The sequence below is a fragment of the Aeribacillus sp. FSL K6-1121 genome (genome assembly GCF_038003725.1).
GTDB classification, from domain to species: Bacteria; Bacillota; Bacilli; order Bacillales; family Aeribacillaceae; genus Aeribacillus; species Aeribacillus composti.
On the sequence record NZ_JBBOPS010000001.1, the window covers coordinates 2220976 to 2240655 of the forward strand.

General features: G+C 39.9%; 19 protein-coding genes and 18 tRNA genes. 8 read left to right on the forward strand and 29 right to left on the reverse strand.

Annotated elements, in window-relative coordinates; genetic code table 11:
* Positions 1–229: 229 nt before the first annotated feature.
* Positions 230–1819, forward strand: coding sequence for a phosphoenolpyruvate carboxykinase (ATP) (gene pckA / locus NSQ61_RS10770; protein WP_063386648.1), 1590 nt, complete (start codon positions 230–232; stop codon positions 1817–1819).
* 237 nt (positions 1820–2056) lie between these two features.
* Here the strand turns inward: pckA and NSQ61_RS10775 are convergent, their stop codons facing one another.
* Both NSQ61_RS10775 and NSQ61_RS10780 read right to left on the reverse strand, forming a co-directional pair.
* Entirely contained in the window at positions 2057–2299 is a 243-nt protein-coding gene (locus tag NSQ61_RS10775; RefSeq protein ID WP_063386573.1) for a DUF2584 domain-containing protein, read from the reverse strand.
* A gap of 64 nt (positions 2300–2363) precedes the next feature.
* Positions 2364–3146: an alpha/beta hydrolase family protein gene (locus NSQ61_RS10780; RefSeq protein ID WP_063386572.1), complete on the reverse strand. Its 783-nt coding sequence runs from the start codon at positions 3144–3146 to the stop codon at positions 2364–2366.
* A gap of 119 nt (positions 3147–3265) precedes the next feature.
* Between NSQ61_RS10780 and NSQ61_RS10785 the strand changes: the two genes are divergently transcribed.
* From NSQ61_RS10785 to NSQ61_RS10795, 3 genes are read left to right on the forward strand one after another with little or no spacing between them, the layout of a single operon-like run.
* Positions 3266–4249 (forward strand): ABC transporter substrate-binding protein, encoded by a 984-nt coding sequence (locus tag NSQ61_RS10785; RefSeq protein ID WP_063386571.1) that lies wholly within the window; start codon positions 3266–3268, stop codon positions 4247–4249.
* A 44-nt stretch (positions 4250–4293) separates the two neighbouring features.
* Positions 4294–5073 carry an ABC transporter ATP-binding protein gene (locus NSQ61_RS10790; protein WP_066249444.1) on the forward strand — a complete coding sequence of 260 codons (780 nt, stop codon included), beginning with the start codon at positions 4294–4296 and terminating at the stop codon, positions 5071–5073.
* Positions 5051–5857 (forward strand): ABC transporter permease, encoded by an 807-nt coding sequence (locus tag NSQ61_RS10795; protein WP_240326839.1) that lies wholly within the window; start codon positions 5051–5053, stop codon positions 5855–5857. The genes NSQ61_RS10790 and NSQ61_RS10795 overlap by 23 nt, the downstream gene beginning before the upstream one ends.
* Positions 5858–6018: 161 nt before the next feature.
* Here NSQ61_RS10795 and ytkD read toward each other — a convergent pair whose 3' ends face one another.
* The 4 genes from ytkD to NSQ61_RS10815 all read right to left on the reverse strand — a co-directional run bounded on the left by ytkD (position 6019) and on the right by NSQ61_RS10815 (position 7992).
* Positions 6019–6492 carry an RNA deprotection pyrophosphohydrolase gene (gene ytkD, locus NSQ61_RS10800; protein ID WP_063386568.1) on the reverse strand — a complete coding sequence of 158 codons (474 nt, stop codon included), beginning with the start codon at positions 6490–6492 and terminating at the stop codon, positions 6019–6021.
* 65 nt (positions 6493–6557) lie between these two features.
* Entirely contained in the window at positions 6558–6884 is a 327-nt protein-coding gene (locus NSQ61_RS10805; RefSeq protein WP_063386567.1) for a hypothetical protein, read from the reverse strand.
* Positions 6885–6978: 94 nt separating this feature from the next.
* A complete protein-coding gene (locus NSQ61_RS10810; protein WP_063386566.1) occupies positions 6979–7422 on the reverse strand; it encodes a Dps family protein in 444 nt (147 codons plus the stop codon).
* A gap of 96 nt (positions 7423–7518) precedes the next feature.
* Positions 7519–7992, reverse strand: a complete 474-nt coding sequence (locus NSQ61_RS10815) for an S-ribosylhomocysteine lyase (protein WP_063386565.1) — start codon at positions 7990–7992, stop codon at positions 7519–7521.
* A 118-nt stretch (positions 7993–8110) separates the two neighbouring features.
* On the opposite strand from NSQ61_RS10815, the gene yidD reads away from it, so the two are divergent.
* Both yidD and NSQ61_RS10825 read left to right on the forward strand, forming a co-directional pair.
* Positions 8111–8344, forward strand: coding sequence for a membrane protein insertion efficiency factor YidD (yidD, locus tag NSQ61_RS10820; protein ID WP_375338802.1), 234 nt, complete (start codon positions 8111–8113; stop codon positions 8342–8344).
* A 58-nt stretch (positions 8345–8402) separates the two neighbouring features.
* Complete coding sequence (locus NSQ61_RS10825) at positions 8403–8591, forward strand: hypothetical protein (RefSeq protein WP_063386563.1); 189 nt, start codon at positions 8403–8405, stop codon at positions 8589–8591.
* Between the two features lie 7 nt (positions 8592–8598).
* On the opposite strand, the gene NSQ61_RS10830 is transcribed toward NSQ61_RS10825, so the two are convergent.
* From NSQ61_RS10830 to NSQ61_RS10850, 5 genes are all read right to left on the reverse strand, one after another.
* Positions 8599–10053, reverse strand: a complete 1455-nt coding sequence (locus tag NSQ61_RS10830) for an o-succinylbenzoate--CoA ligase (RefSeq protein WP_130158535.1) — start codon at positions 10051–10053, stop codon at positions 8599–8601.
* Between the two features lie 67 nt (positions 10054–10120).
* The gene (menB, locus tag NSQ61_RS10835) at positions 10121–10939 is read right to left on the reverse strand and encodes a 1,4-dihydroxy-2-naphthoyl-CoA synthase (protein ID WP_063386561.1); all 819 of its coding nucleotides are present in this window, start codon (positions 10937–10939) and stop codon (positions 10121–10123) included.
* A gap of 12 nt (positions 10940–10951) precedes the next feature.
* On the reverse strand, positions 10952–11773 hold the full coding sequence (gene menH, locus NSQ61_RS10840) for a 2-succinyl-6-hydroxy-2,4-cyclohexadiene-1-carboxylate synthase (protein WP_430732322.1): 822 nt from the start codon (positions 11771–11773) through the stop codon (positions 10952–10954).
* Positions 11770–13500, reverse strand: a complete 1731-nt coding sequence (menD, locus tag NSQ61_RS10845; protein ID WP_340806965.1) for a 2-succinyl-5-enolpyruvyl-6-hydroxy-3-cyclohexene-1-carboxylic-acid synthase — start codon at positions 13498–13500, stop codon at positions 11770–11772. The genes menH and menD overlap by 4 nt, the downstream gene beginning before the upstream one ends.
* Positions 13490–14911, reverse strand: a complete 1422-nt coding sequence (locus NSQ61_RS10850) for an isochorismate synthase (RefSeq protein ID WP_339229502.1) — start codon at positions 14909–14911, stop codon at positions 13490–13492. Before NSQ61_RS10850 ends, menD begins: the two co-directional genes overlap by 11 nt.
* Positions 14912–15152: 241 nt before the next feature.
* Between NSQ61_RS10850 and NSQ61_RS10855 the strand changes: the two genes are divergently transcribed.
* Positions 15153–16094, forward strand: coding sequence for a 1,4-dihydroxy-2-naphthoate polyprenyltransferase (locus NSQ61_RS10855; protein WP_340806969.1), 942 nt, complete (start codon positions 15153–15155; stop codon positions 16092–16094).
* Positions 16095–16467: 373 nt separating this feature from the next.
* Positions 16468–17220 (forward strand): TraR/DksA C4-type zinc finger protein, encoded by a 753-nt coding sequence (locus tag NSQ61_RS10860; RefSeq protein ID WP_340806973.1) that lies wholly within the window; start codon positions 16468–16470, stop codon positions 17218–17220.
* 60 nt (positions 17221–17280) lie between these two features.
* On the opposite strand, the gene NSQ61_RS10865 is transcribed toward NSQ61_RS10860, so the two are convergent.
* The 18 genes from NSQ61_RS10865 to NSQ61_RS10950 all read right to left on the reverse strand — a co-directional run bounded on the left by NSQ61_RS10865 (position 17281) and on the right by NSQ61_RS10950 (position 19676).
* Positions 17281–17352, reverse strand: a tRNA-Asn gene (locus tag NSQ61_RS10865).
* A 99-nt stretch (positions 17353–17451) separates the two neighbouring features.
* Positions 17452–17525 (reverse strand) — tRNA-Ile (locus NSQ61_RS10870).
* Positions 17526–17531: 6 nt separating this feature from the next.
* Positions 17532–17602 (reverse strand) — tRNA-Gly (locus NSQ61_RS10875).
* 387 nt (positions 17603–17989) lie between these two features.
* A tRNA-His gene (locus NSQ61_RS10880) sits at positions 17990–18065 on the reverse strand.
* Between the two features lie 17 nt (positions 18066–18082).
* A tRNA-Phe gene (locus tag NSQ61_RS10885) sits at positions 18083–18155 on the reverse strand.
* Positions 18156–18265: 110 nt separating this feature from the next.
* Positions 18266–18341: transfer RNA gene (locus tag NSQ61_RS10890), tRNA-Asp, on the reverse strand.
* A gap of 2 nt (positions 18342–18343) precedes the next feature.
* Positions 18344–18420: transfer RNA gene (locus NSQ61_RS10895), tRNA-Met, on the reverse strand.
* 10 nt (positions 18421–18430) lie between these two features.
* A tRNA-Ser gene (locus NSQ61_RS10900) sits at positions 18431–18520 on the reverse strand.
* Positions 18521–18532: 12 nt separating this feature from the next.
* Positions 18533–18609 (reverse strand) — tRNA-Ile (locus NSQ61_RS10905).
* 6 nt (positions 18610–18615) lie between these two features.
* Positions 18616–18689, reverse strand: a tRNA-Met gene (locus tag NSQ61_RS10910).
* Positions 18690–18699: 10 nt separating this feature from the next.
* A tRNA-Ala gene (locus NSQ61_RS10915) sits at positions 18700–18772 on the reverse strand.
* Positions 18773–18785: 13 nt separating this feature from the next.
* Positions 18786–18862, reverse strand: a tRNA-Pro gene (locus tag NSQ61_RS10920).
* Between the two features lie 3 nt (positions 18863–18865).
* A tRNA-Arg gene (locus NSQ61_RS10925) sits at positions 18866–18942 on the reverse strand.
* A 5-nt stretch (positions 18943–18947) separates the two neighbouring features.
* A tRNA-Leu gene (locus tag NSQ61_RS10930) sits at positions 18948–19036 on the reverse strand.
* A gap of 7 nt (positions 19037–19043) precedes the next feature.
* Positions 19044–19115: transfer RNA gene (locus NSQ61_RS10935), tRNA-Gly, on the reverse strand.
* Positions 19116–19121: 6 nt separating this feature from the next.
* Positions 19122–19203 (reverse strand) — tRNA-Leu (locus tag NSQ61_RS10940).
* A gap of 7 nt (positions 19204–19210) precedes the next feature.
* A tRNA-Lys gene (locus NSQ61_RS10945) sits at positions 19211–19286 on the reverse strand.
* A gap of 317 nt (positions 19287–19603) precedes the next feature.
* Positions 19604–19676: transfer RNA gene (locus tag NSQ61_RS10950), tRNA-Thr, on the reverse strand.
* Positions 19677–19680 lie beyond the last annotated feature (4 nt).

Genomic DNA, 19680 nt, shown 5'->3' on the forward strand with positions numbered 1-19680 from the left:
CTTGTCAACAATAAATAAAGCTTCTCTGTAATTTTCCAAATCATCTGATATCCATTATTTCAGTATCAGCTGATCAATCATGATTCGTATGATGCCCAAAAATGAAGGCAAAATATATAGTAAAAACATTATTTTCAGAAATCGATAAATAGGATGGATTATTTTTGCGAATGTGTTATACTATTTCTATAAAACCATTTCAAATATGCAAAAAAAGGATGGTATGTATATGAATATTGTAGATGTATCAAATGAATTAGCTTCGTTGATCAGCGGACCAAATGCATATCATAATTTACCAGTCGCACGACTTGTAGAAAAAGTTTTAGCTAGGAAAGAAGGTTTTTTAACAAATACAGGTGCAGTTTCGGTTACAACAGGCAAATATACCGGCCGGTCACCAGAAGATAAATTCATCGTTGAAGAAGATTCTGTCAAGCATTTAATTGATTGGGGACCCGTCAACAAGCCAATTTCATCAGAAGTTTTTGAAAAACTGTACTTAAAAGTCATACAATATTTAAAAAATAGAGATGAAATTTATGTTTTTAACGGATTTGCCGGAGCTGACAAAAAATATCGTCTTCCAATTCAAGTGGTCAATGAATTGGCGTGGCAAAATTTATTTGCTCGCCAACTGTTTATCCGTCCGAAAAGCCAAGACGATTTAAAGGAGCATAAAAATCCGTTTACGATTGTTTCCGCTCCTTCCTTTAAAGCAGATCCAGCTGTGGATGGAACGAACTCAGAAGCATTTATCATTATTTCTTTTGAAAAGAGAATAATCCTGATCGGCGGAACTGAATATGCAGGCGAGATGAAAAAGTCTATCTTTTCCGTCATGAACTTCCTGCTTCCAGAAAGAGATATATTTTCAATGCACTGCTCCGCCAATGTCGGTCAAGAAGGCGATGTCGCGCTCTTTTTCGGTTTATCGGGAACAGGCAAAACAACACTTTCCGCCGATCCAAAACGCCGATTAATTGGTGATGATGAACACGGCTGGTCTTCATCTGGTATTTTTAATATTGAAGGCGGCTGTTATGCAAAATGCATCGGTTTGTCTGAAGAAAAAGAACCTCAAATTTATAACGCGATTCGATTCGGTTCCGTTTTGGAAAACGTTGTGGTTGATGAATCGACACGAATTCCTGATTATGACAACTCCTTATTAACAGAAAACACCCGTGCGGCTTATCCAATTGAAGCGATTGACAATATTGCTAAACCGAGCATTGCGGGTCACCCTAACACTATTATTTTTTTAACAGCTGATGCGTTCGGTGTTCTACCGCCAATAAGCAAATTAACGAAAGAACAGGCTATGTATCATTTCTTAAGCGGTTATACGAGCAAGCTTGCTGGAACGGAAAGGGGTATTACTTCCCCTAAAACAACGTTCTCCACATGCTTTGGCGCACCATTTCTTCCGCTTCCAGCTACAAGATACTCTGAAATGCTCGGAAGAAAAATCGAAGAACATGATGTGAAAGTATTTTTAGTCAATACAGGGTGGACCGGCGGAGAATACGGAGTAGGAAAACGAATTAAACTTGCTTATACAAGAGCCATGGTTCAGGCAGCATTGGAAGGCGAACTCGATGAGGTGGAAACTGTAAAAGACCCTATTTTCGGGCTGGCGATTCCTGCTCATGTTCCAGGAGTGCCTGATGAAGTTTTACAGCCTATTAAAACATGGAGTGATAAAAACGCTTATGAACAAAAAGCGTATGAATTAGCAAAAGCATTCAAAGAGAACTTCAAAAAATTCTCGAACGTTCCGAAGGAAATTGAAGAACTTGGCGGTCCAATCATATAAAAAAATTACTTACTTTCGGCTATCGGCTTTTTGTCCGATAGCCTTTTTTTATATTGGGTTGGCAAACAAACCGTTATATACAGATTTTTAGACGAAAACCCCTTTTTCAACGAACTTTTATGAAAAAGGGGTTACGCGATTTTTTATGATAAGACAAATGGAAGCCGTACTCGATAAAATTAAGCAAATTCCTCCTTCCACAATCCGTTCAACAAATGAACGGAAATATGATGACGGTTAATTGGTTGAGTACAATGAAGTGAGATTATAAGTAAGCACGGTTTTGTTATCAGCCCATTCCAATTTAATAATTTCAGCTGTTCCTGTAGGATCGCTTATCAACGTTTTTCGAACTTCCAAAGGAATATTCATAGGATAAAGGCGATAGCCATCTTTGACAAGCTGAAATACGTTTTCCTCTATCCGCTTTTCCTTCCCTTTTGTAATAATCATCGTATTTAATTCAAGCGGCATGCCCATTTCTCCAATCCCCTTTCATTTGATCGATCATTTTTTAGTATGTATCATATGAAAAATATAATGGTCAATTTTTCATCCATTTTATCATTCGTTCTAAAACCATCCGGTTATGCCGAGGCGGAAAATGATGACTAAAATGTTGGAAATACCAGCTTTCCACTTGCTTTCCCAATTCTTTCAGCCTTCTTTCCAATCGATATGCATGTTCAATTGACACGTTTTCATCTTTTCCCCCATGAATGATTAAAACGGGTGCTTGCATTTTTTCAAGGTAATACAACGGTGTCCGCCATTTATAGCGGTCAGGATATTTCTTCGGTGTCCCTCCAATAACTCTTTTCATCATCCTTCTTAAGTCCTTTCTCTCCTCATAAGTTAAAAACATATCAGACACCCCGCCCCAGCTTACAACAGATCGAACATTTGAGCATATAATCCCAGTAAGCAAGGCCATGACTCCTCCCCTTGAAAAGCCAAAAACGTGAATGCGATCCGGATTCACTTGCGGATGTTTCATCAACAAATAGAATGCATTGACCGCATCAAAACGATCATTCCCCGCAAAATCTTCATTCCCTTCTCCTCCTAAATTTCCTCGATAAAAGGGAGCCATCACGATAAAGCCTTTTGATGCAAATTGTATAATTCTTCCTGCCCGAACCATACCAACATTTTTAATCCCTCCGCGCAAATATAAAAAGCCATCATAAACACCTTCTTGAACAGGCTCTGCTAACAGACCTTTCACTTTTAGTCCTTCAGAAATATATGTCACGATGGAAAGCTTAATCGAAGGGTTCGGTGATGGGAAAATTTGTTTGTCAACTATTTCTCCGTTTCTCAGCATCTTTTCAACCTCCATTTAGGTAGGCAATCACACATTATATTTTTTTTTCATACTTTATCCTAGATAAATATATTTAAACATTTTTCCTTTAATATGAACATCATTAGGGAGGATTTCACATGAAAAAAAGGCTTGCTTCCATCGTATTGGTGATCCTTTTCATCATACCTCTTTCAGCCTGCGGCGGAGGAGTGGAAAAAATTCGGCTGGCGGAAGTCACTCATTCTGTTTTTTACGCACCATTGTACGTGGCCATTGAAAAAGAATTTTTCAAAGAAGAAGGACTGGACGTAGAATTAAAAACTACTTGGGGCGGAGATAAAACAATGACCGCCATTTTATCAAACGGCGCTGATATCGGTCTTGTCGGTTCGGAAACGTCCATTTACGTATATGCCCAAGAAGCAAATGACCCAGTCATTAACTTCGCCCAGCTGACCGAAACGGACGGCACTTTCCTTGTCTCCAGAGCCAAGTTGGATGATTTTCAATGGGAAGATTTAAAAGGAAGCACTTTTTTAGGACAGCGTAAAGGCGGCATGCCGCAAATGGTAGGGGAATTTGTGCTGAAAAAGCATAACATCGATCCGCATCAAGATTTAAACCTTATCCAAAACATCGACTTTGCGAATATTGCAAATGCTTTTGCTTCCGGTACAGGCGAATATGTTCAACTGTTTGAGCCAACCGCAAGTATTTTTGAAAAAGAAGGAAAAGGTCACATTATCGCATCCTTCGGCAAGGAATCGGGCAAAGTTCCTTATACAACATTTATGGCAAAAGAAAGCTATATTAAGAAAAATGATAAAACGGTGAAAAAATTCACAAAAGCGCTCTACAAAGCGCAAAAATGGGTGGAAGAACATGACGCCGAAACAATTGCCGAAACGATAGCGCCGCAATTTAAAGATACGCCGATCGATATTTTAATATCTTCCATTGACCGTTATAAAAGCCAAGGATCCTATGCAAAAACCCCGCTGTTAGATGAGGACGAATGGAACAATTTGCAAAAAATTATGGAAGAAGCAGGAGAACTGCCGGAGAAAATTGATTATGAACTATTAGTCAACACGTCCATAGCAAACGAAGTGGCAAAATAATGTTGTTTCAAAAGGAGTAAATTTATCGACAAGGGGGGAGGAGATTGTCATTTTTAACGATCGATCATGTCAGCCATACTTATTTTACAAAAAAATCGGCAACGACTGCTTTGGAGGACATCCATTTGGAAGTAGAGGAAGGGGAATTTATATCCTTTCTAGGTCCTAGCGGCTGCGGCAAAACAACGCTGCTTTCCATCATTGCCGGTATCATGAAACCGACAGAAGGGCAAGTTATTTTGAACGGAAAGCAAATATCTTCCGCAACACCGTCTGTCGGTTATATGCTGCAACAAGATTATTTATTTCCATGGAAAACGATAGAGGAAAATATTTTAATTGGATTAAAATTATTGAACAAACTGAATGAAAATGAGAAAAAGCGGACATTTCAGCTTCTGCACCAAATGGGTCTCGAAAATGTAGAAAAGCTATATCCGAATCAATTATCAGGCGGAATGAGACAAAGAGCCGCTTTAGTCCGCACTCTTTCTACAGATCCGAAAATGCTGCTATTGGATGAACCTTTTTCCGCCCTCGATTATCAAACGAAATTAAAGCTTGAAGACTTAGTCTTTCAAACATTAAAGGATTTTAAAAAAACAGCCATTCTAGTCACGCATGATATTGGGGAAGCAATCGCCATGAGCGATCGGATTGTCCTGCTATCCAAAAGGCCTGGCAAAATTGCCAAAATATTTACTGTCCCAAAAGAATTGCGGGATACATCCCCGTTTAAAACAAGGCAGCATCCAACGTATACTTCACTTTTTGACTTAATCTGGAAGGAGTTAGATCAGCTTGAAACAAACAACAACAATTGATCTCCTCCATAAACAATATTTGCAAAGATTGAATAAGGAAAAGAAATGGATTACCTTTTATCAAATCTTAATTTTTATTTCTTTTTTTCTCATATGGGAGGTGTCATCCAGCCAAAAATGGATAGACCCGCTCATATTCAGTTCGCCGACAAAAATTTTTCACTTATTTGTTGAAAAACTGCAGGACGGTACATTACTTGCCAATTTGAACGTGACGCTTTTTGAAACGGTCTTGGGGTTTATTTTTGGGACATTATTCGGGACATTACTTGCTGCTCTATTATGGTGGTTTCCAAGGCTGTCTAAAATATTAGATCCGTATTTAGTGGTTTTAAACGCAATGCCGAAAGTAGCTCTTGGGCCGATTTTCATCGTCGTACTTGGGCCCGGATTTACCTCAATTATCGCGATGGGAACAATCATTTCGGTTATTATTACTACAATTGTAGTCTATACTTCCTTTAAAGAAGTGGATCCGAATTATATAAAAGTGCTGCAAACATTTGGGGCAGGCAAAAAGCACGTATTCAGAGAGGCGATCCTGCCGTCATCTTTTCCAACCATTATTTCTACTTTGAAAGTCAATGTCGGGTTATCTTGGGTGGGTGTGATCGTCGGAGAATTTCTCGTTTCAGCTAAAGGATTAGGCTATATGATTATTTACGGGTTTCAAGTTTTTAATTTTACCCTTGTGCTGTTAAGCCTAGTTATCATTGCCATCTTTGCAACGATCATGTACAAAATTGTCGAACTAATTGAAAAAACATTAATCAAAAGCCAATAAGAGGCTGTCAAGAAAGTCAAATCGCCATTGAAAACAAAAAATCATAAACACCGATATATCAACGTTTCTAACACATTAATGGGGGCGTCAATAAGCCGTAAAAACGACTTACTAGACACCCCCTTAAACAATTTCTAAACCGACTTTCAGGAATTTAAAAGCTATTTTATGTAATCGGCATAAATTTTTTCCAAGCTTCGTTTTAGAACATCATCTTTCATAATAAAGCTAAAGCGATGATCGTCCTCAATTTTTTCAGGCAAGTCCGCAAGCAGGACTGGACCTAACGTTTCAAAATACGTGCTCTGTTTTTCGAGCCTCTCAATTTCCGCATAATAAATATTTTTCACAATCGTTTTCTCTTTTCCTATAACCTTATATTGCCCAATATATACGATATCTTGGACAATTCCTCCCGTTTCTTCCCTCACTTCCCGGACAGCAGCTTCAACCGGCTTTTCGCCGTTCTCGACTTTTCCTCCTGGAAACTCGTAGCCCCGGTCTTCATGTAAAGTTAAAAGCCATTTGTTTTCATATCGGCAGATGACCCAAACATGCTTCGGGTAAACAGAAAAAGGGTGTTGACGGAAAGACAGGTATACATCATTGCCGTAAAAATCTTTAAAATAAAACATAATCAATCCCTCTACTCCCATTTATCTGTTTTCATCATAACATATGGAAAAGAGGATTGTATAACTTATTCTTGATTATGCATAAGACCCATTGAAGCAATATGTTTTCTAGCTTCTTCGTCGCCATGCTTATAAATGAATTCATATACTTTTTTTGTTAAAGCATCAATCGCATCATTTTCCTTGTCATAATGATACTGTATATACGGAACATGCGCCCGGAAGAAATTTTGCCAGCTGGTAGAATGAATCTGATCGAAATACTCCCGTAACTCCGTAATTTCCTCATCATTGGCAGAAATTTGAAAATCCCACGGAGATGCTTCTCTGCTTTGGGAAATCTCACCGCTAGCTACTGATATATAATAGGTTTTTTTTGGATTTTCGGACATTTATATCCCCCTCCTCTTTTTAAGTATTGCCTTATCAAAGAAAAATATTTATAAAAAAAGGCTGCCTAACGCAGCCAAAAGAGGAAGGATATAATTATTTTCCAAGGAATGACTTTAACATCCAGTTATGTTTTTCAAGATTCACTTTAATATCGAGAAGCATGTCACCAGTTGCTTCGTCATTCACTTCTTCAGCAACTTTGATTCCTTTGTCCAAATCTTGAATGATGGCGGAAAAGTCGTCAACAACTGCCTGCACCATTTGTTCTGCAGTTTCAACGCCTTCTGCTTCTTTAATAGAGGAGATTTCTAGGCTTTCTCTAATCGTAGCAACAGGTTTAGCGCCCAAAGCTAAAAGTCTTTCCGCTAATTCGTCAATATAACCTGCAGCTTCATTGTACAGCTCTTCAAATTTTTCATGTAGAACGAAAAATTGGTCTCCTTTTACATTCCAATGAAAGTTATGTAATTTTACATAAAGTACCGTCCAATCCGCAATTTGTTTATTTACGATTTGAAATAAATCTTGTTTAGACATAATCCCATCTCCTTTTTATTTAATCTTTTAGTTATACAGTACCCCTTTTTTGCACTCTTAAAACTATAAAAAAAGTTGCATCATTGCGTGTAGCTGTTAGCTGAACACTTTTTCCAAATCCTCTTTACTATGCTTTAGCCAATATTCCATGAGCTTTTTGGCGCCTTCTAAATCATGAAGCTTCGCTTGGCCGCATTGCAGTTCGTTTGCGGCAGGCACTTCTGTCTGCTCTACAGCATCTTTCATTGTCTCTTCCAATAAATCAATGATTTCTTTTACGGTCGGTTCCCCGCTAACGACTAAATAAAAGCCTGTTTGACACCCCATTGGAGAAATATCAATGATATCAAAGTGATCATATTTTTCCGCATATTTGCGAATTGTAAATGCCAGAAGATGCTCCAATGTGTGAATAGCATCCGGTTTCATTGCCTGCTTATTCGGCTGGCAGAAGCGGATATCAAATTTGTTAACTACTCCATCCGTGCCGACTTTATGTACTCCGCAATGTCTGACATACGGTGCTTGCACTTTTGTATGATCCAGTTCAAAACTCTCCACTGAAGGCATTCCCATCACTCCTTACATTTTCTTAGTTTCCATTTTAACACAAAATTTTATAACATACATTTATGTTAAAATGTTGTCAAGATTCCAGAAAAAAGAGGTGCTTGCTGTGAAATCTGTCATGATCGCCCTTATCCGTTTTTATCAAATCTTTATCTCCCCGTTAAAGCCGCCTTCATGCCGCTTTTACCCAACATGCTCTGAATACGGGCTTGAAGCAGTGAAGCGTTTCGGAGCTGTCAAAGGCGGCTTTCTGACAGTAAAACGAATCTTGAAATGCCACCCGTTTCACCCGGGAGGATTTGACCCTGTCCCGGAAATTGAAAAAGATATAAATAAAAAAACGAGTGAATAAATGAAAAATAATGCAAAATACTACAATTATCAAATAAAGCTAAAGGGGAGCAAAAGATATGGAAAATATGATCGCTCAATTTAAACATGAAGTGAATAATGCAACAGAAGAGACGTTCCATTCTTCTGTTTGTTCTTTTTTAAATTTGTGGAGCTATGAATACGGCTCGTTCGAACATTTGCCAAACGAAATCCACCACTTATTGCATATTAGCCAATATGATATTTTAACTGTCGATCATGAATAGCCAAAAACTACAGCCATTCTTTTAGTTTTCTCCTGAGCAGCTTTTTAGATGCATTTCGTGGCAGAGATTCAACAAATGTAAATCCTTTTGGAACTTTGTATTTTGCCAGCTTTTTCAAACAAAATTGCCTTAATTCTTCTTCAGACACCTCTTCGCTTCGGACGACAAAAGCATGGGGAACTTTTCCCCATTTTTTATTTTCTTTTCCTACCACTCCTACATCTTTTACGGAAGGATGCGACAAAATAACTGCTTCAACCTCCGCCGGATAAATGTTTTCTCCTCCCGAAACAATTAAATCGGATCGGCGGTCCAATACATATAAAAATCCTTCTTCATCCAGATAGCCTAAATCTCCAGTATAAAACCAGCCGTCACGTATAGCTTCGTTTGTTGCGTCTGGACGATGTAAATACCCCGGTGTAACATTCGGTCCTTTTACTACAATTTCTCCTTCTTCATTAGGGGAGCAGGTCCTGCCGTCTGCTACGATCCGAATTTGAGCTGGAAACAACGGTTTTCCCGCAGATCCGAGTTTTGAAAAGCAAAATTCAGGGGCTAATGTGGCAATTTGCGAACACGTTTCCGTCATCCCATATGTTTGAAAAACGGGAATTTCTTTTTCACGGCATTGTTCAAGAATCGGCCGCGGGGCAGGACCTCCTCCTAAAAGCATGCAGCGAAACGATTTCGGATACGTGTCACTTCCTAATTCCTGCAGCATGTCATTCAGCATGGCCGTAACGACGGAAGCAATCGTAACTCCTTCATTTTTGATCGCTCTGTTTGCTTCTTTCGCTGAAAATGAAGAATGGAGAACAATTCCGATTCCATAAATGACGCTGCGCATCAAAATTGACAGTCCGCTTATATGAAAAAGAGGAACTGCCAAAAGCCAGCAATCGCCGTCCTTCAGTCCAAGATTCAGCACAGAACCGATCGCACTCCACCAATGATTCCCAAATGTTTGCTGAACTCCTTTCGGTTTTCCTGTTGTTCCAGACGTATACATAATCGTTGCCACGTCATCTAAAATAAAGCTGTCATCTAATGCTGCTTCCTTTTCATCACAAAGCTTCAACTCTGATAATGTCATAACTTTTTTACCGGGAAAATGAACCGATAATTCATCATCACAGATAACGCATTTTATATTCGCATCATTTATTTGCCATAATAATTCTTCAGCTGTTAGTCTAGTATTCAAAAGAACATTGACCGCACCGAGATACATTAAAGCATGAATATTAATGACCATTTCTAAGCTGTTTTTCATTAAAAGCCCGACTGTATCTCCACGCTTGATATCTATTTGATGCAGCTGTCTTGCTCTTTTTTCAACAAGCTGATGCAAGTCCAAAAATGAATAATTTTTCCCCTCATAACGAATGGCCAATCGGTCCGGAGTCAAAAAAGCTCGCTGTTTAAGCCAATTCGGTGTTTCATTTCGATTTGCACTCATGTCTCGACACCTCGATTATTGCACAATAAAGCAGCTCGATGCATCGCCATCAAGCTGCTTGTTCTTTTTATGGGAAACGCGGGAATTGTTTGAAATCAGGTTTTCTTTTCTCTTTAAATGCATCTCGTCCTTCTTTCGCTTCATCTGTTGTATAATACAATAATGTCGCATCCCCCGCAAATTGTTGGAGACCGGCGAGACCATCTGTATCTGCATTAAATGCAGCTTTCAAGAAGCGAATAGCAGTTGGGCTTTTTTCCAAAATTTCTTCACACCATTTGACAGTTTCCTCTTCAAGCTGCTCTAATGGGACAACTTTGTTGACTAAGCCCATCTCATAAGCTTCCTGCGCATTATATTGACGGCATAAATACCATATTTCACGAGCTCTTTTCGTACCAACAAGCCGGGCAAGCAGTCCCACTCCATATCCCGCATCAAAGCTTCCAACTTTTGGGCCTGTTTGTCCGAAAATTGCATTCTCGGATGCGATCGTTAAATCACACACGACATGCAGAACATGTCCTCCTCCAATTGCATATCCGTTCACCATCGCAATAACCGGTTTTGGAATCACCCGAATAAGCCGTTGCAAATCCAAAACGTTTAATCTAGGAATTTTATCATCCCCGACGTATCCGCCATGCCCCCGCACTTTTTGATCTCCGCCTGAGCAAAACGCTTTATCACCAGCACCTGTCAAAATAATTACACCAATTTTATCATCGTCCCGCGCATAGGAAAAAGCATCGATCATTTCCGCGACCGTTTTTGGTGTGAATGCATTATGTACATGAGGACGATTCATCGTAATTTTTGCTATCCCATTGTACGTTTCATAAATGATTTCATCATATTCTCGTTCTTTTACCCAAGGAAATCCCATTTTTATCCTCCTTTAATATGTAGAAAAATGTTGGAGAAACTCATCTACTATTTTACCAAAAAATTTTGACTGTTCCACATGAACTGCATGTCCGGCCTGCGGCACGACCTTTAATTCAGAGCAAGGAATCAATTGGTTCATTTCTTTCATAATTTTGCAAAACTTAAGATCCCTTTCACCGCAAATTAATAATGTAGGGATGTTGAAACTTTTTAATGCTCCCCACCATGAAGGTTGAACGCCAGTTCCCATTCCTTTTAAACTGTTTGCCAATCCAATTGCATTATTTTTCAGCCGGTCCTTTCTTATTTTGTCCTTGACGGCAGGCGGGAGAGACTTTTGCGTTAAAAACAAAGGGATATTTTCCCAATGTTGTACAAATGCCGCAATCCCTTCGTCCAAAATCATTTGGGCAAGTTGTTCGTCCTGCAGCCTTCTCGTCTCTCGTTCCTTTTCAGTTTTTAATCCAGGAGAACTGCTTTCCAATATTAAAGTCTTCACAAATTCCGGCTGTCTCATTGCAAAGCTCAATGCCAATCTTCCGCCCATTGAATACCCGAGCACATGCGCTTTTCGAATATTGAATGAAAGCAATATTTCTTTTAGATCTTCAACTGCTTCTTCCATCCGATATCTTTCAGGATTTTCAGGCGAATCTGTTTGACCATGGCCGATGATGTCGATAAGTACTAGCTGGTATTTTTTTAAACTATTTTTCAAAAATCCCCAGGTTTCTCCGCTTCCTGTAAAACCATGAAGGAGAACAAGTGGCTCCCCCTTTCCAAACGTTTCAGCCCAATAATTCACATTTCGAACGGCCAATTTTCCCATCATAACATCCTTTCTATTTCCCAGGAAACAGAACGAAGCCATTTTCTCTGTTCGTTGACTCGTGAATGTCGATTGGTCGGGATTTCAATAATATTTAATCCATCTCTATTCATGCAGAATTGAAACTCGCTTCTGAATTCTTCCCAAGTGGAAATTTTTTTATAATGTGCACTATATAAGCTGGCTGCATATTGAAAATCTAAATTGGTCGGGGTGCCAAACAATTGTTCAAAATGCGTCTTTTCATCCGCCTGCGGCAAAAATGAAAAAATGCCGCCGCCGTTATTATTAATTAATAAAACAGTTAAGTTCAATTTATTTTGTTTTGCAGCAAGGAGTCCATTTAAATCATGATAAAATGATAAATCCCCTATGATTAAAATAGTTTTTTCATGACTAGCTGCAGAAATCCCAAGGGCTGTCGAAACGACTCCGTCAATTCCGTTCGCTCCCCGGTTGGCATAAACCGTAATATTTTTATCACTGTTATGGAAAAACGTGTCGACATCTCGAATCGGCATGCTGTTTCCTACAAATACATTGCAGCGATCCGGGAGCAATTTTTGCAATTCGACATATACCGTTCCTTCAAATAAAGAATCTTCCTCAATGACCGGCGTTGACAAATACTCTCGAAAGAGATTGTTTACTTGTTTCCATTTTTTGCACCAGGATGTTTCCTGTTTATCTTTACATTTTTTGATCAGCATTTCACATAAATAGGCTTCATCACTGTGAACATGTTCTGCTGATAAAGTAGGATCACGATAACCGCCATCACCATCAACCACAATTTGCTTTATTTCAGGATGGTCTCTTAACAATAGAAACAGCGGTTTTGAGACGGGCATTGCACCAAAACGAAGGACGACATCAGGTTTCAGATACGCTTTCTTTCCCATCGTTTTTAAAATGGAATCATAACAATCAATAATATAATGTTTAGAATGTTCGCCAAAGCGTAAATTGGACAACGGATCCGCTAATATCGGGAATTTCAATTTCTCTGCTAGTGCCAAAACTTGTTCACGAAACTCTTTGTTATGTAATTCCCCGCATACAATAAGTCCTTTCTCGCTTGAATCGATTTCATCCACAATCCGTTCAATTTGCTCATGTTCGACCAGCTTTTTTGTTTCCACCACTGGCTCAATATGAAGAGACTTCTGCAATTGATGGATTTTCGATAGATCGGGCAAAAGCGGCTCTCGGAAAGGTAAGTTGATATGGACTGGTCCTTTCGGATTTTCATTTGCAGTTTGGACCGCCCGTTGAGCGATATTTTTTATATATAACAGCATCGTTTGACTGCTTTCAGGAAGAGCGCAATCAACAAACCATTTCACATAGTTCGAATACAGATGAATTTGATCAATTGCTTGTGGAGCTCCAATATCCCGCAGCTCATGAGGTCTGTCAGCCGTTAAAATCACAAGAGGGATGCGTGAATAATGGGCTTCTATGATAGCTGGATAATAGTTTGCTGCAGCTGTTCCTGATGTGCAAAGCAAAGCAATTGGTTTTCTTTGTTTTTTAGCCAATCCAAGAGCAAAAAAACCTGCAGATCGTTCATCAATATTAATATAAGTATGTATTTTCGGATGCTCTGCAAATGTGATCGCAAGCGGGGTAGATCGTGAACCTGGGCTAATCACAACTTCAGAAATACCTTTTGTAATTAATCCATTTACAAATGCAATGACATAGTCAGATAGATTTTTATTTTTCATTCAGTTTTCCCCCTAATGCATGCTGCATAGGTCCAAATTTGATTTCTGTCTCCCTGTATTCCTCTTCCGGCTTCGAATCTCCAACAATCCCGCATCCTGCGTACAAATAAGCTTTTTGCTCATCGAGCAGACCTGAACGGATCGCAACGACAAATTCTCCGTTGTCCTGATCATCCATCCATCCAACCGGAGCAGCATACCAGCCTCTCTCTAAAGGTTCTTCATTGCGAATAAATGCTAGAGCAGCATCTTTCGGATAGCCGCCAAGCGCAGGGGTCGGATGCAATTTTTCTACAAAATCAATCAACGTAAAACCTTTTTTAACGGTTCCTTCAACAGGTGTATACAAATGTTGAATATTCGGCGTTTTTAAAATCGTTGGATTGTTTTGTAGTTGCACTTCTTGGCAATATTCACGGAACACTTTTTCGATCGCTTTTACAACAATTTGATGTTCATGAATGTTTTTTGTATCTGAAAGCAGCATCTGAGCGTATTCTTCGTCTGCCTCCACTGTTTTTCCTCTTTTAATTGATCCTGCTACACATGCAGACTGAACTTTTTGGTTTCTCTTGCTTACAAGCCGCTCAGGAGTTGCGCCAACGAACGTTTTTCCTTCATTTTCAACAACAAATAAATAACAATTAGGCTGATGTTCATTTAACATTGATAAAACATAATGTATATCAATCGATCCCTCAAACTCCAGCAGCATTTCCCTTGCCAATACGACTTTCTCAAAACGGTTTTGTTTTATTTGTTCTGTTGCTTTTTCAACAGCTGCCATCCACTCTTTTTTATGAAACAAACTTTCTTTTTTGATGGTAAAATTCAAAAAAGAATTTGTGTCTTCATTTTTTTTCTTTAAGGTGTATTCATATGTATTGAAATGATTTATAATTTCATTTATATCATCAGTTGATTGAATTAACCTGTTTATAGTAGCAAGTGTGTGACGGCCAATTTTTGTAATCATGAAAGAAGGTAAAGTGAATCGTGCTTCATGAAACGGTTTCCATTTTGAAGAATTCGCATTTTTTAAAGGGTCAAAAGAAAAACCCCCAAAAAGAAGCGGACCCGTTCCAATCGGATGGGCGCCTTCAATTTGTATATGCTCTTTCCAATCTTTCCACTTTGAATAAATGTCAAAAAAACGGTTGGAAAATTTTTTGTCTGTCGTCAATTCTAGCTCAACACCAATTCCACAAAGGATAAATGTACGATCAGGTGTCGCCCAATAAAATCTTTTCCCTGCATAAGCCGATTGAAAGCTTGAGAAAATCTGGAGCGGATCTTTCTCCTTGATTTCAAATACATAACTTAAAATGATTGGATGGGAATATTTTTTGACATGATTGACAGCATTCGCAACTTTATCCCTCAATGTATCTGAACATGGAATTGAAACCAAAGATGATCCCTCCATAACCGAAAAATAGCTTATATTAAGATACACCTGTTCAAAATTTATGTCAACTATATTATAGAATGACGCAATGCAAAACAACAAGCAAACAAACTGCCTCAGCTTTTTGATGGGGCTTGAGCATTTATTCCAATGAAAAACAATTGACACTCTTTCGACATTTTTCTAGACTAGGTTGTGGGGAATAGCTTTCGTTTTCAGAATGAAATAAAGGAGAGAACATATTATGCATCCTAAAACGGAGTCACATAATGTACCCATTATAAAAGCTGAACGAGGGTTTCGGGCTTGGTGGATGCTTTTAAGACCCCATACATTAACTGCAGCATTTGTCCCCGTGATTGTCGGAACTCTTTTGGCACTGCAAGTAGGACCCATTCATATTGGACTTTTTCTTACGATGCTTACTGCCTCGTTGTTAATTCAAACAGCCACAAACTTATTTAATGAATATTTCGATTATAAACGAGGTCTTGATACAGAAGAATCTGTCGGAATTGGAGGAGCAATTGTCCGAAATGGCTTCAAGCCCCAAACCGTTTTAAATTTAGCAATCACATGTATTGTTGTCTCTATCCTATTGGGAATTTACATCTGTCTCCAGTCAAGCTGGTGGTTGGCATTAGTCGGTTCAATTTGTATGGCAGTAGGATACTTATATACTGGAGGTCCATATCCAATCGCTTACACGCCGTTTGGCGAGCTAGCTTCAGGTTTATTTATGGGAGTCGTTATTATCCTTATTTCCTTTTTTATTCAGACAGGTTATCTAACTTCAACAGCTTTCATTCATTCGATCCCGATTGCGATCACGATCGGCGCCATCATGCTTGCGAATAACATAAGAGACTTAGACGGCGATAAGGAAAACGGAAGAAAAACATTAGCAATTTTGCTTGGCCGCCAGAATGCAATTCGATTTTTAGCAATTATGTTTATTGTTTCTTACTGTCTCATTTTTATTATGATCATTTTTGATTATTCCACATGGTGGTCTATTCTTGCTTTTCTTAGCATTCCAAAAGCTATTCAGGCGGTGAAGCGATTTGTCGGCAAAAAAAAGCCTATTGAAATGATGCCGGCCATGAAAGCAACATCGCAAACAAACACTTTATTAGGCTTTTTGCTTGCTGCAGGTTTGCTCATAAGCACCATCATATCTCAGTAACACGATAGTATGTTTACTATCGTGTTTTTTTATTAAGCTTTACTGTGAAATTTGTTCTGTATCATCCACTCGCAATTTCAATATGCTGAGCAAATATTTTGTCCTGAAAAAACATCTCGATAGGTCACAGCCTCTTTATCGGATAGCCAGCCTGTTTCTCAGCGAATGATGTTATGTTAGCCTTTCAAGTGCCATCAGCTTCAAAGCATAGCGTTAAAAAAGGCGCGGTAGCAGCAATCCTTTCCTGACGTGTTTTAAAATGATGATGAAATTTATGACTGCAAAGGTGAATTTTTTTCATGATTTTAAAGTTATAATTTATTCCTTTTCGTCCAAAATAGCTTTAGATTCTAAAAAAGAAGGTGTCTTTCATATGGACATGGACGAAAAAAAATTAAAGGATTTCCAAAAGCAATTAATATTCATGAAAAGTGAGATTGAAAAACGTTGGGACAATAACGATCATTTTCAATTGGAAAAAGGGCTGGACCATGAATCAACTGGAGAGCTTTCCAGCTACGACAATCACCCCGGAGACGATGCGACCGAACTGTATGAAAGAGAAAAAGATTTAGCATTAAATAAACATTTAGAAAAAGAATATGAAGAGATCGTTGAAGCATTAGAAAGAATTCATGAGGGCACATACGGTACTTGTTCTGTCTGCGGAAAAAAAATTGATGAAGACCGTCTTAAAGCCATACCGACAGCCAAAACATGCAAAGAACATACTCTAGTTCAAACGATTTCTCATGAAAGACCTGTAGAGGAAGAAATACTTGATGCGACTTTTCACGGATCCTCTCAAATCGACCATGAAAATACCGCTGTTACTGAACCGTATGATTATTTTCAAGATGTTATCGAATACGGAACGTCAGAAACACCGCAAGATGTAAGAACTCCACCGTTATCGTACGGAGATATGTATAATTCCGATGATGAAATTGGATATATTGAAGATATTGAAAACTTCATTTATACAGATATTGAGGGAAAAAACGTAAACGTCTATCCGTCACATGAACATAAACGATATGAAAAAATGCTTGATGAAGAGGATTTAACAGTTTTATGGGGAGATCTTCCATTAACAGAAAAAGAACCATATACGAAAAATGATTAAAATTACAAGAAGACAAAAAAAGCGTTGCAAACTGCAACGCTTTTTTTGATTTCGAAATGACTCCGCAGGCAGGATTCGAACCTGCGACCGTTCGGTTAACAGCCGAATGCTCTACCACTGAGCTACTGCGGAATATAAAAAAAATTTAAGGCATTTTGCCAAATAGAACAGCTATTGACTGACAATTGCAGCAATGTCAATTGCCCAACTAAGCTGCTTAAAAAATAGCAATGGGCCTGAGTGGACTTGAACCACCGACCTCACGCTTATCAGGCGTGCGCTCTAACCAGCTGAGCTACAAGCCCATATTAAGCGGGTGATGGGAATCGAACCCACGACATCAGCTTGGAAGGCTGAGGTTTTACCACTAAACTACACCCGCGCGAAAATATTTATTTTTCTATTTAAATGATAAACACGCATTTTCCATGCCTCTTCCTCTTCCAGCACTGTTCGAGGATGTAAATGCGTCGAGGCAACTCGCAGATTATTCATTGAAGTGTCGCTCGTGGCTGAGGTTTTACCACTAAACTACACCCGCACGAAAATATTTATTTTTCTATTTAAATGATAAACACGCATTTTCCATGCCTCTTCCTCTTCCAGCATTGTTCGAGGATGTAAATGCGTCGAGGCAACTCGCAGATTATTCATTGAAGTGTTGCTCGTGGCTGAGGTTTTACCACTAAACTACACCCGCATAATAAGCTGATAATAGAAATAAATACTTATTTTCAATGCCATATTATCTATCTCTACTATAGGCAAATGGGGCGACTGATGGGAATCGAACCCACGAATGCCAGAGCCACAATCTGGTGCGTTAACCACTTCGCCACAGTCGCCGCAATTAATAAAACAATGGCTCGGGACGGAATCGAACCGCCGACACAAGGATTTTCAGTCCTTTGCTCTACCGACTGAGCTACCGAGCCGTAAAACTCCGATAAAAAATTATGTACAATCCATCATTAAAGAAAGAATTCATTGACACAACCTGCTGTACTTGAAAAATTCCTCCTACAGCTGTTGAATCAATAATTAATGGCGGTCCCGACGGGAATCGAACCCGCGATCTCCTGCGTGACAGGCAGGCATGTTAACCGCTACACTACGGGACCATTGGTTGCGGGGGCAGGATTTGAACCTGCGACCTTCGGGTTATGAGCCCGACGAGCTACCGGACTGCTCCACCCCGCGATAATAATGACGGAGGAGGAGGGATTCGAACCCCCGCGCGGTTTGACCCGCCTCTCGGTTTTCAAGACCGACCCCTTCAGCCAGACTTGGGTACTCCTCCATATAATAAAGATGGTGGACCTTGCAGGATTCGAACCTGCGACCGGACGGTTATGAGCCGTCTGCTCTGACCAGCTGAGCTAAAGGTCCGAAAAATGGCGGTGGAGGGGATCGAACCCCCGACCTCACGGGTATGAACCGTACGCTCTAGCCAGCTGAGCTACACCGCCAAATTAAATATGGAGCCTAGCGGGATCGAACCGCTGACCTCCTGCGTGCAAAGCAGGCGCTCTCCCAGCTGAGCTAAGGCCCCCCTTTAAATTCCCTGGTCGGGAAGACAGGATTCGAACCTGCGACCCCATGGTCCCAAACCATGTGCTCTACCAAGCTGAGCTACTTCCCGATATGGCGCGCCCGAGAGGAGTCGAACCCCTAACCTTTTGATCCGTAGTCAAACGCTCTATCCAATTGAGCTACGGGCGCAAATATGGTGCCGAGGACCGGACTTGAACCGGTACGGTAGTCACCTACCGCAGGATTTTAAGTCCTGTGCGTCTGCCAATTCCGCCACCCCGGCAGAGAAAAGCGGAAGACGGGATTCGAACCCGCGACCCCCACCTTGGCAAGGTGGTGTTCTACCACTGAACTACTTCCGCGTATTATGCGGGTGGAGGGACTTGAACCCCCACGCCGTAAGGCGCTAGATCCTAAGTCTAGTGCGTCTGCCAATTCCGCCACACCCGCGTCAAAATGGTGAGCCATGGAGGATTCGAACCTCCGACCCTCTGATTAAAAGTCAGATGCTCTACCGACTGAGCTAATGGCTCATAAAAAAATTTTTTCTCCTAATCCATTTTTCATTTGTCAGATGTCCCTTCCTCTGCCAGTCTTTTCGAGGATGTTGGATGCGTCGGGACAACTCGTCGCTTATTCGATGAAGCCTTGCTCGTTGCTCTACCGACTGAGCTAATGGCTCATATAAAGTAATTTTTTCTTAAAAATCGGTCATATGCCCCTTCCTCTTCCAGTTTTCTCGAAAACGCTGGATGCGTCGGGACAACTCTCTGATTGTTCGTCGAAGCATTGCTCGTTACTCTGACGACTAATCTAAAAGCTCCTGCTCAATATGCAACACCTTTAATGATGCCGGCGAGAGGAATCGAACCCCCAACCTACTGATTACGATTCAGTTGCTCTGCCAATTGAGCTACACCGGCATGA

Bases quoted from the DNA above. Each gene is read 5' to 3' on its own strand.
- NSQ61_RS10830 (WP_130158535.1), bottom strand. From the start codon at position 10,053: ATGAGTGCAAATCGAAATGAAACACCGAATTGGCTTAAACAGCGAGCT.
- pckA (WP_063386648.1), top strand. From the start codon at position 230: ATGAATATTGTAGATGTATCAAATGAATTAGCTTCGTTGATCAGCGGA.
- NSQ61_RS10775 (WP_063386573.1), bottom strand. From the start codon at position 2,299: ATGGGCATGCCGCTTGAATTAAATACGATGATTATTACAAAAGGGAAG.
- NSQ61_RS10825 (WP_063386563.1), top strand. From the start codon at position 8,403: ATGGAAAATATGATCGCTCAATTTAAACATGAAGTGAATAATGCAACA.
- NSQ61_RS10810 (WP_063386566.1), bottom strand. From the start codon at position 7,422: ATGTCTAAACAAGATTTATTTCAAATCGTAAATAAACAAATTGCGGAT.
- NSQ61_RS10805 (WP_063386567.1), bottom strand. From the start codon at position 6,884: ATGTCCGAAAATCCAAAAAAAACCTATTATATATCAGTAGCTAGCGGT.
- NSQ61_RS10855 (WP_340806969.1), top strand. From the start codon at position 15,153: ATGCATCCTAAAACGGAGTCACATAATGTACCCATTATAAAAGCTGAA.
- NSQ61_RS10860 (WP_340806973.1), top strand. From the start codon at position 16,468: ATGGACATGGACGAAAAAAAATTAAAGGATTTCCAAAAGCAATTAATA.
- menD (WP_340806965.1), bottom strand. From the start codon at position 13,500: ATGAAAAATAAAAATCTATCTGACTATGTCATTGCATTTGTAAATGGA.
- menH (WP_430732322.1), bottom strand. From the start codon at position 11,773: ATGATGGGAAAATTGGCCGTTCGAAATGTGAATTATTGGGCTGAAACG.
- NSQ61_RS10815 (WP_063386565.1), bottom strand. From the start codon at position 7,992: ATGCCTTCAGTGGAGAGTTTTGAACTGGATCATACAAAAGTGCAAGCA.
- NSQ61_RS10785 (WP_063386571.1), top strand. From the start codon at position 3,266: ATGAAAAAAAGGCTTGCTTCCATCGTATTGGTGATCCTTTTCATCATA.
- yidD (WP_375338802.1), top strand. From the start codon at position 8,111: ATGATCGCCCTTATCCGTTTTTATCAAATCTTTATCTCCCCGTTAAAG.
- NSQ61_RS10780 (WP_063386572.1), bottom strand. From the start codon at position 3,146: ATGCTGAGAAACGGAGAAATAGTTGACAAACAAATTTTCCCATCACCG.
- ytkD (WP_063386568.1), bottom strand. From the start codon at position 6,492: ATGTTTTATTTTAAAGATTTTTACGGCAATGATGTATACCTGTCTTTC.
- menB (WP_063386561.1), bottom strand. From the start codon at position 10,939: ATGGGATTTCCTTGGGTAAAAGAACGAGAATATGATGAAATCATTTAT.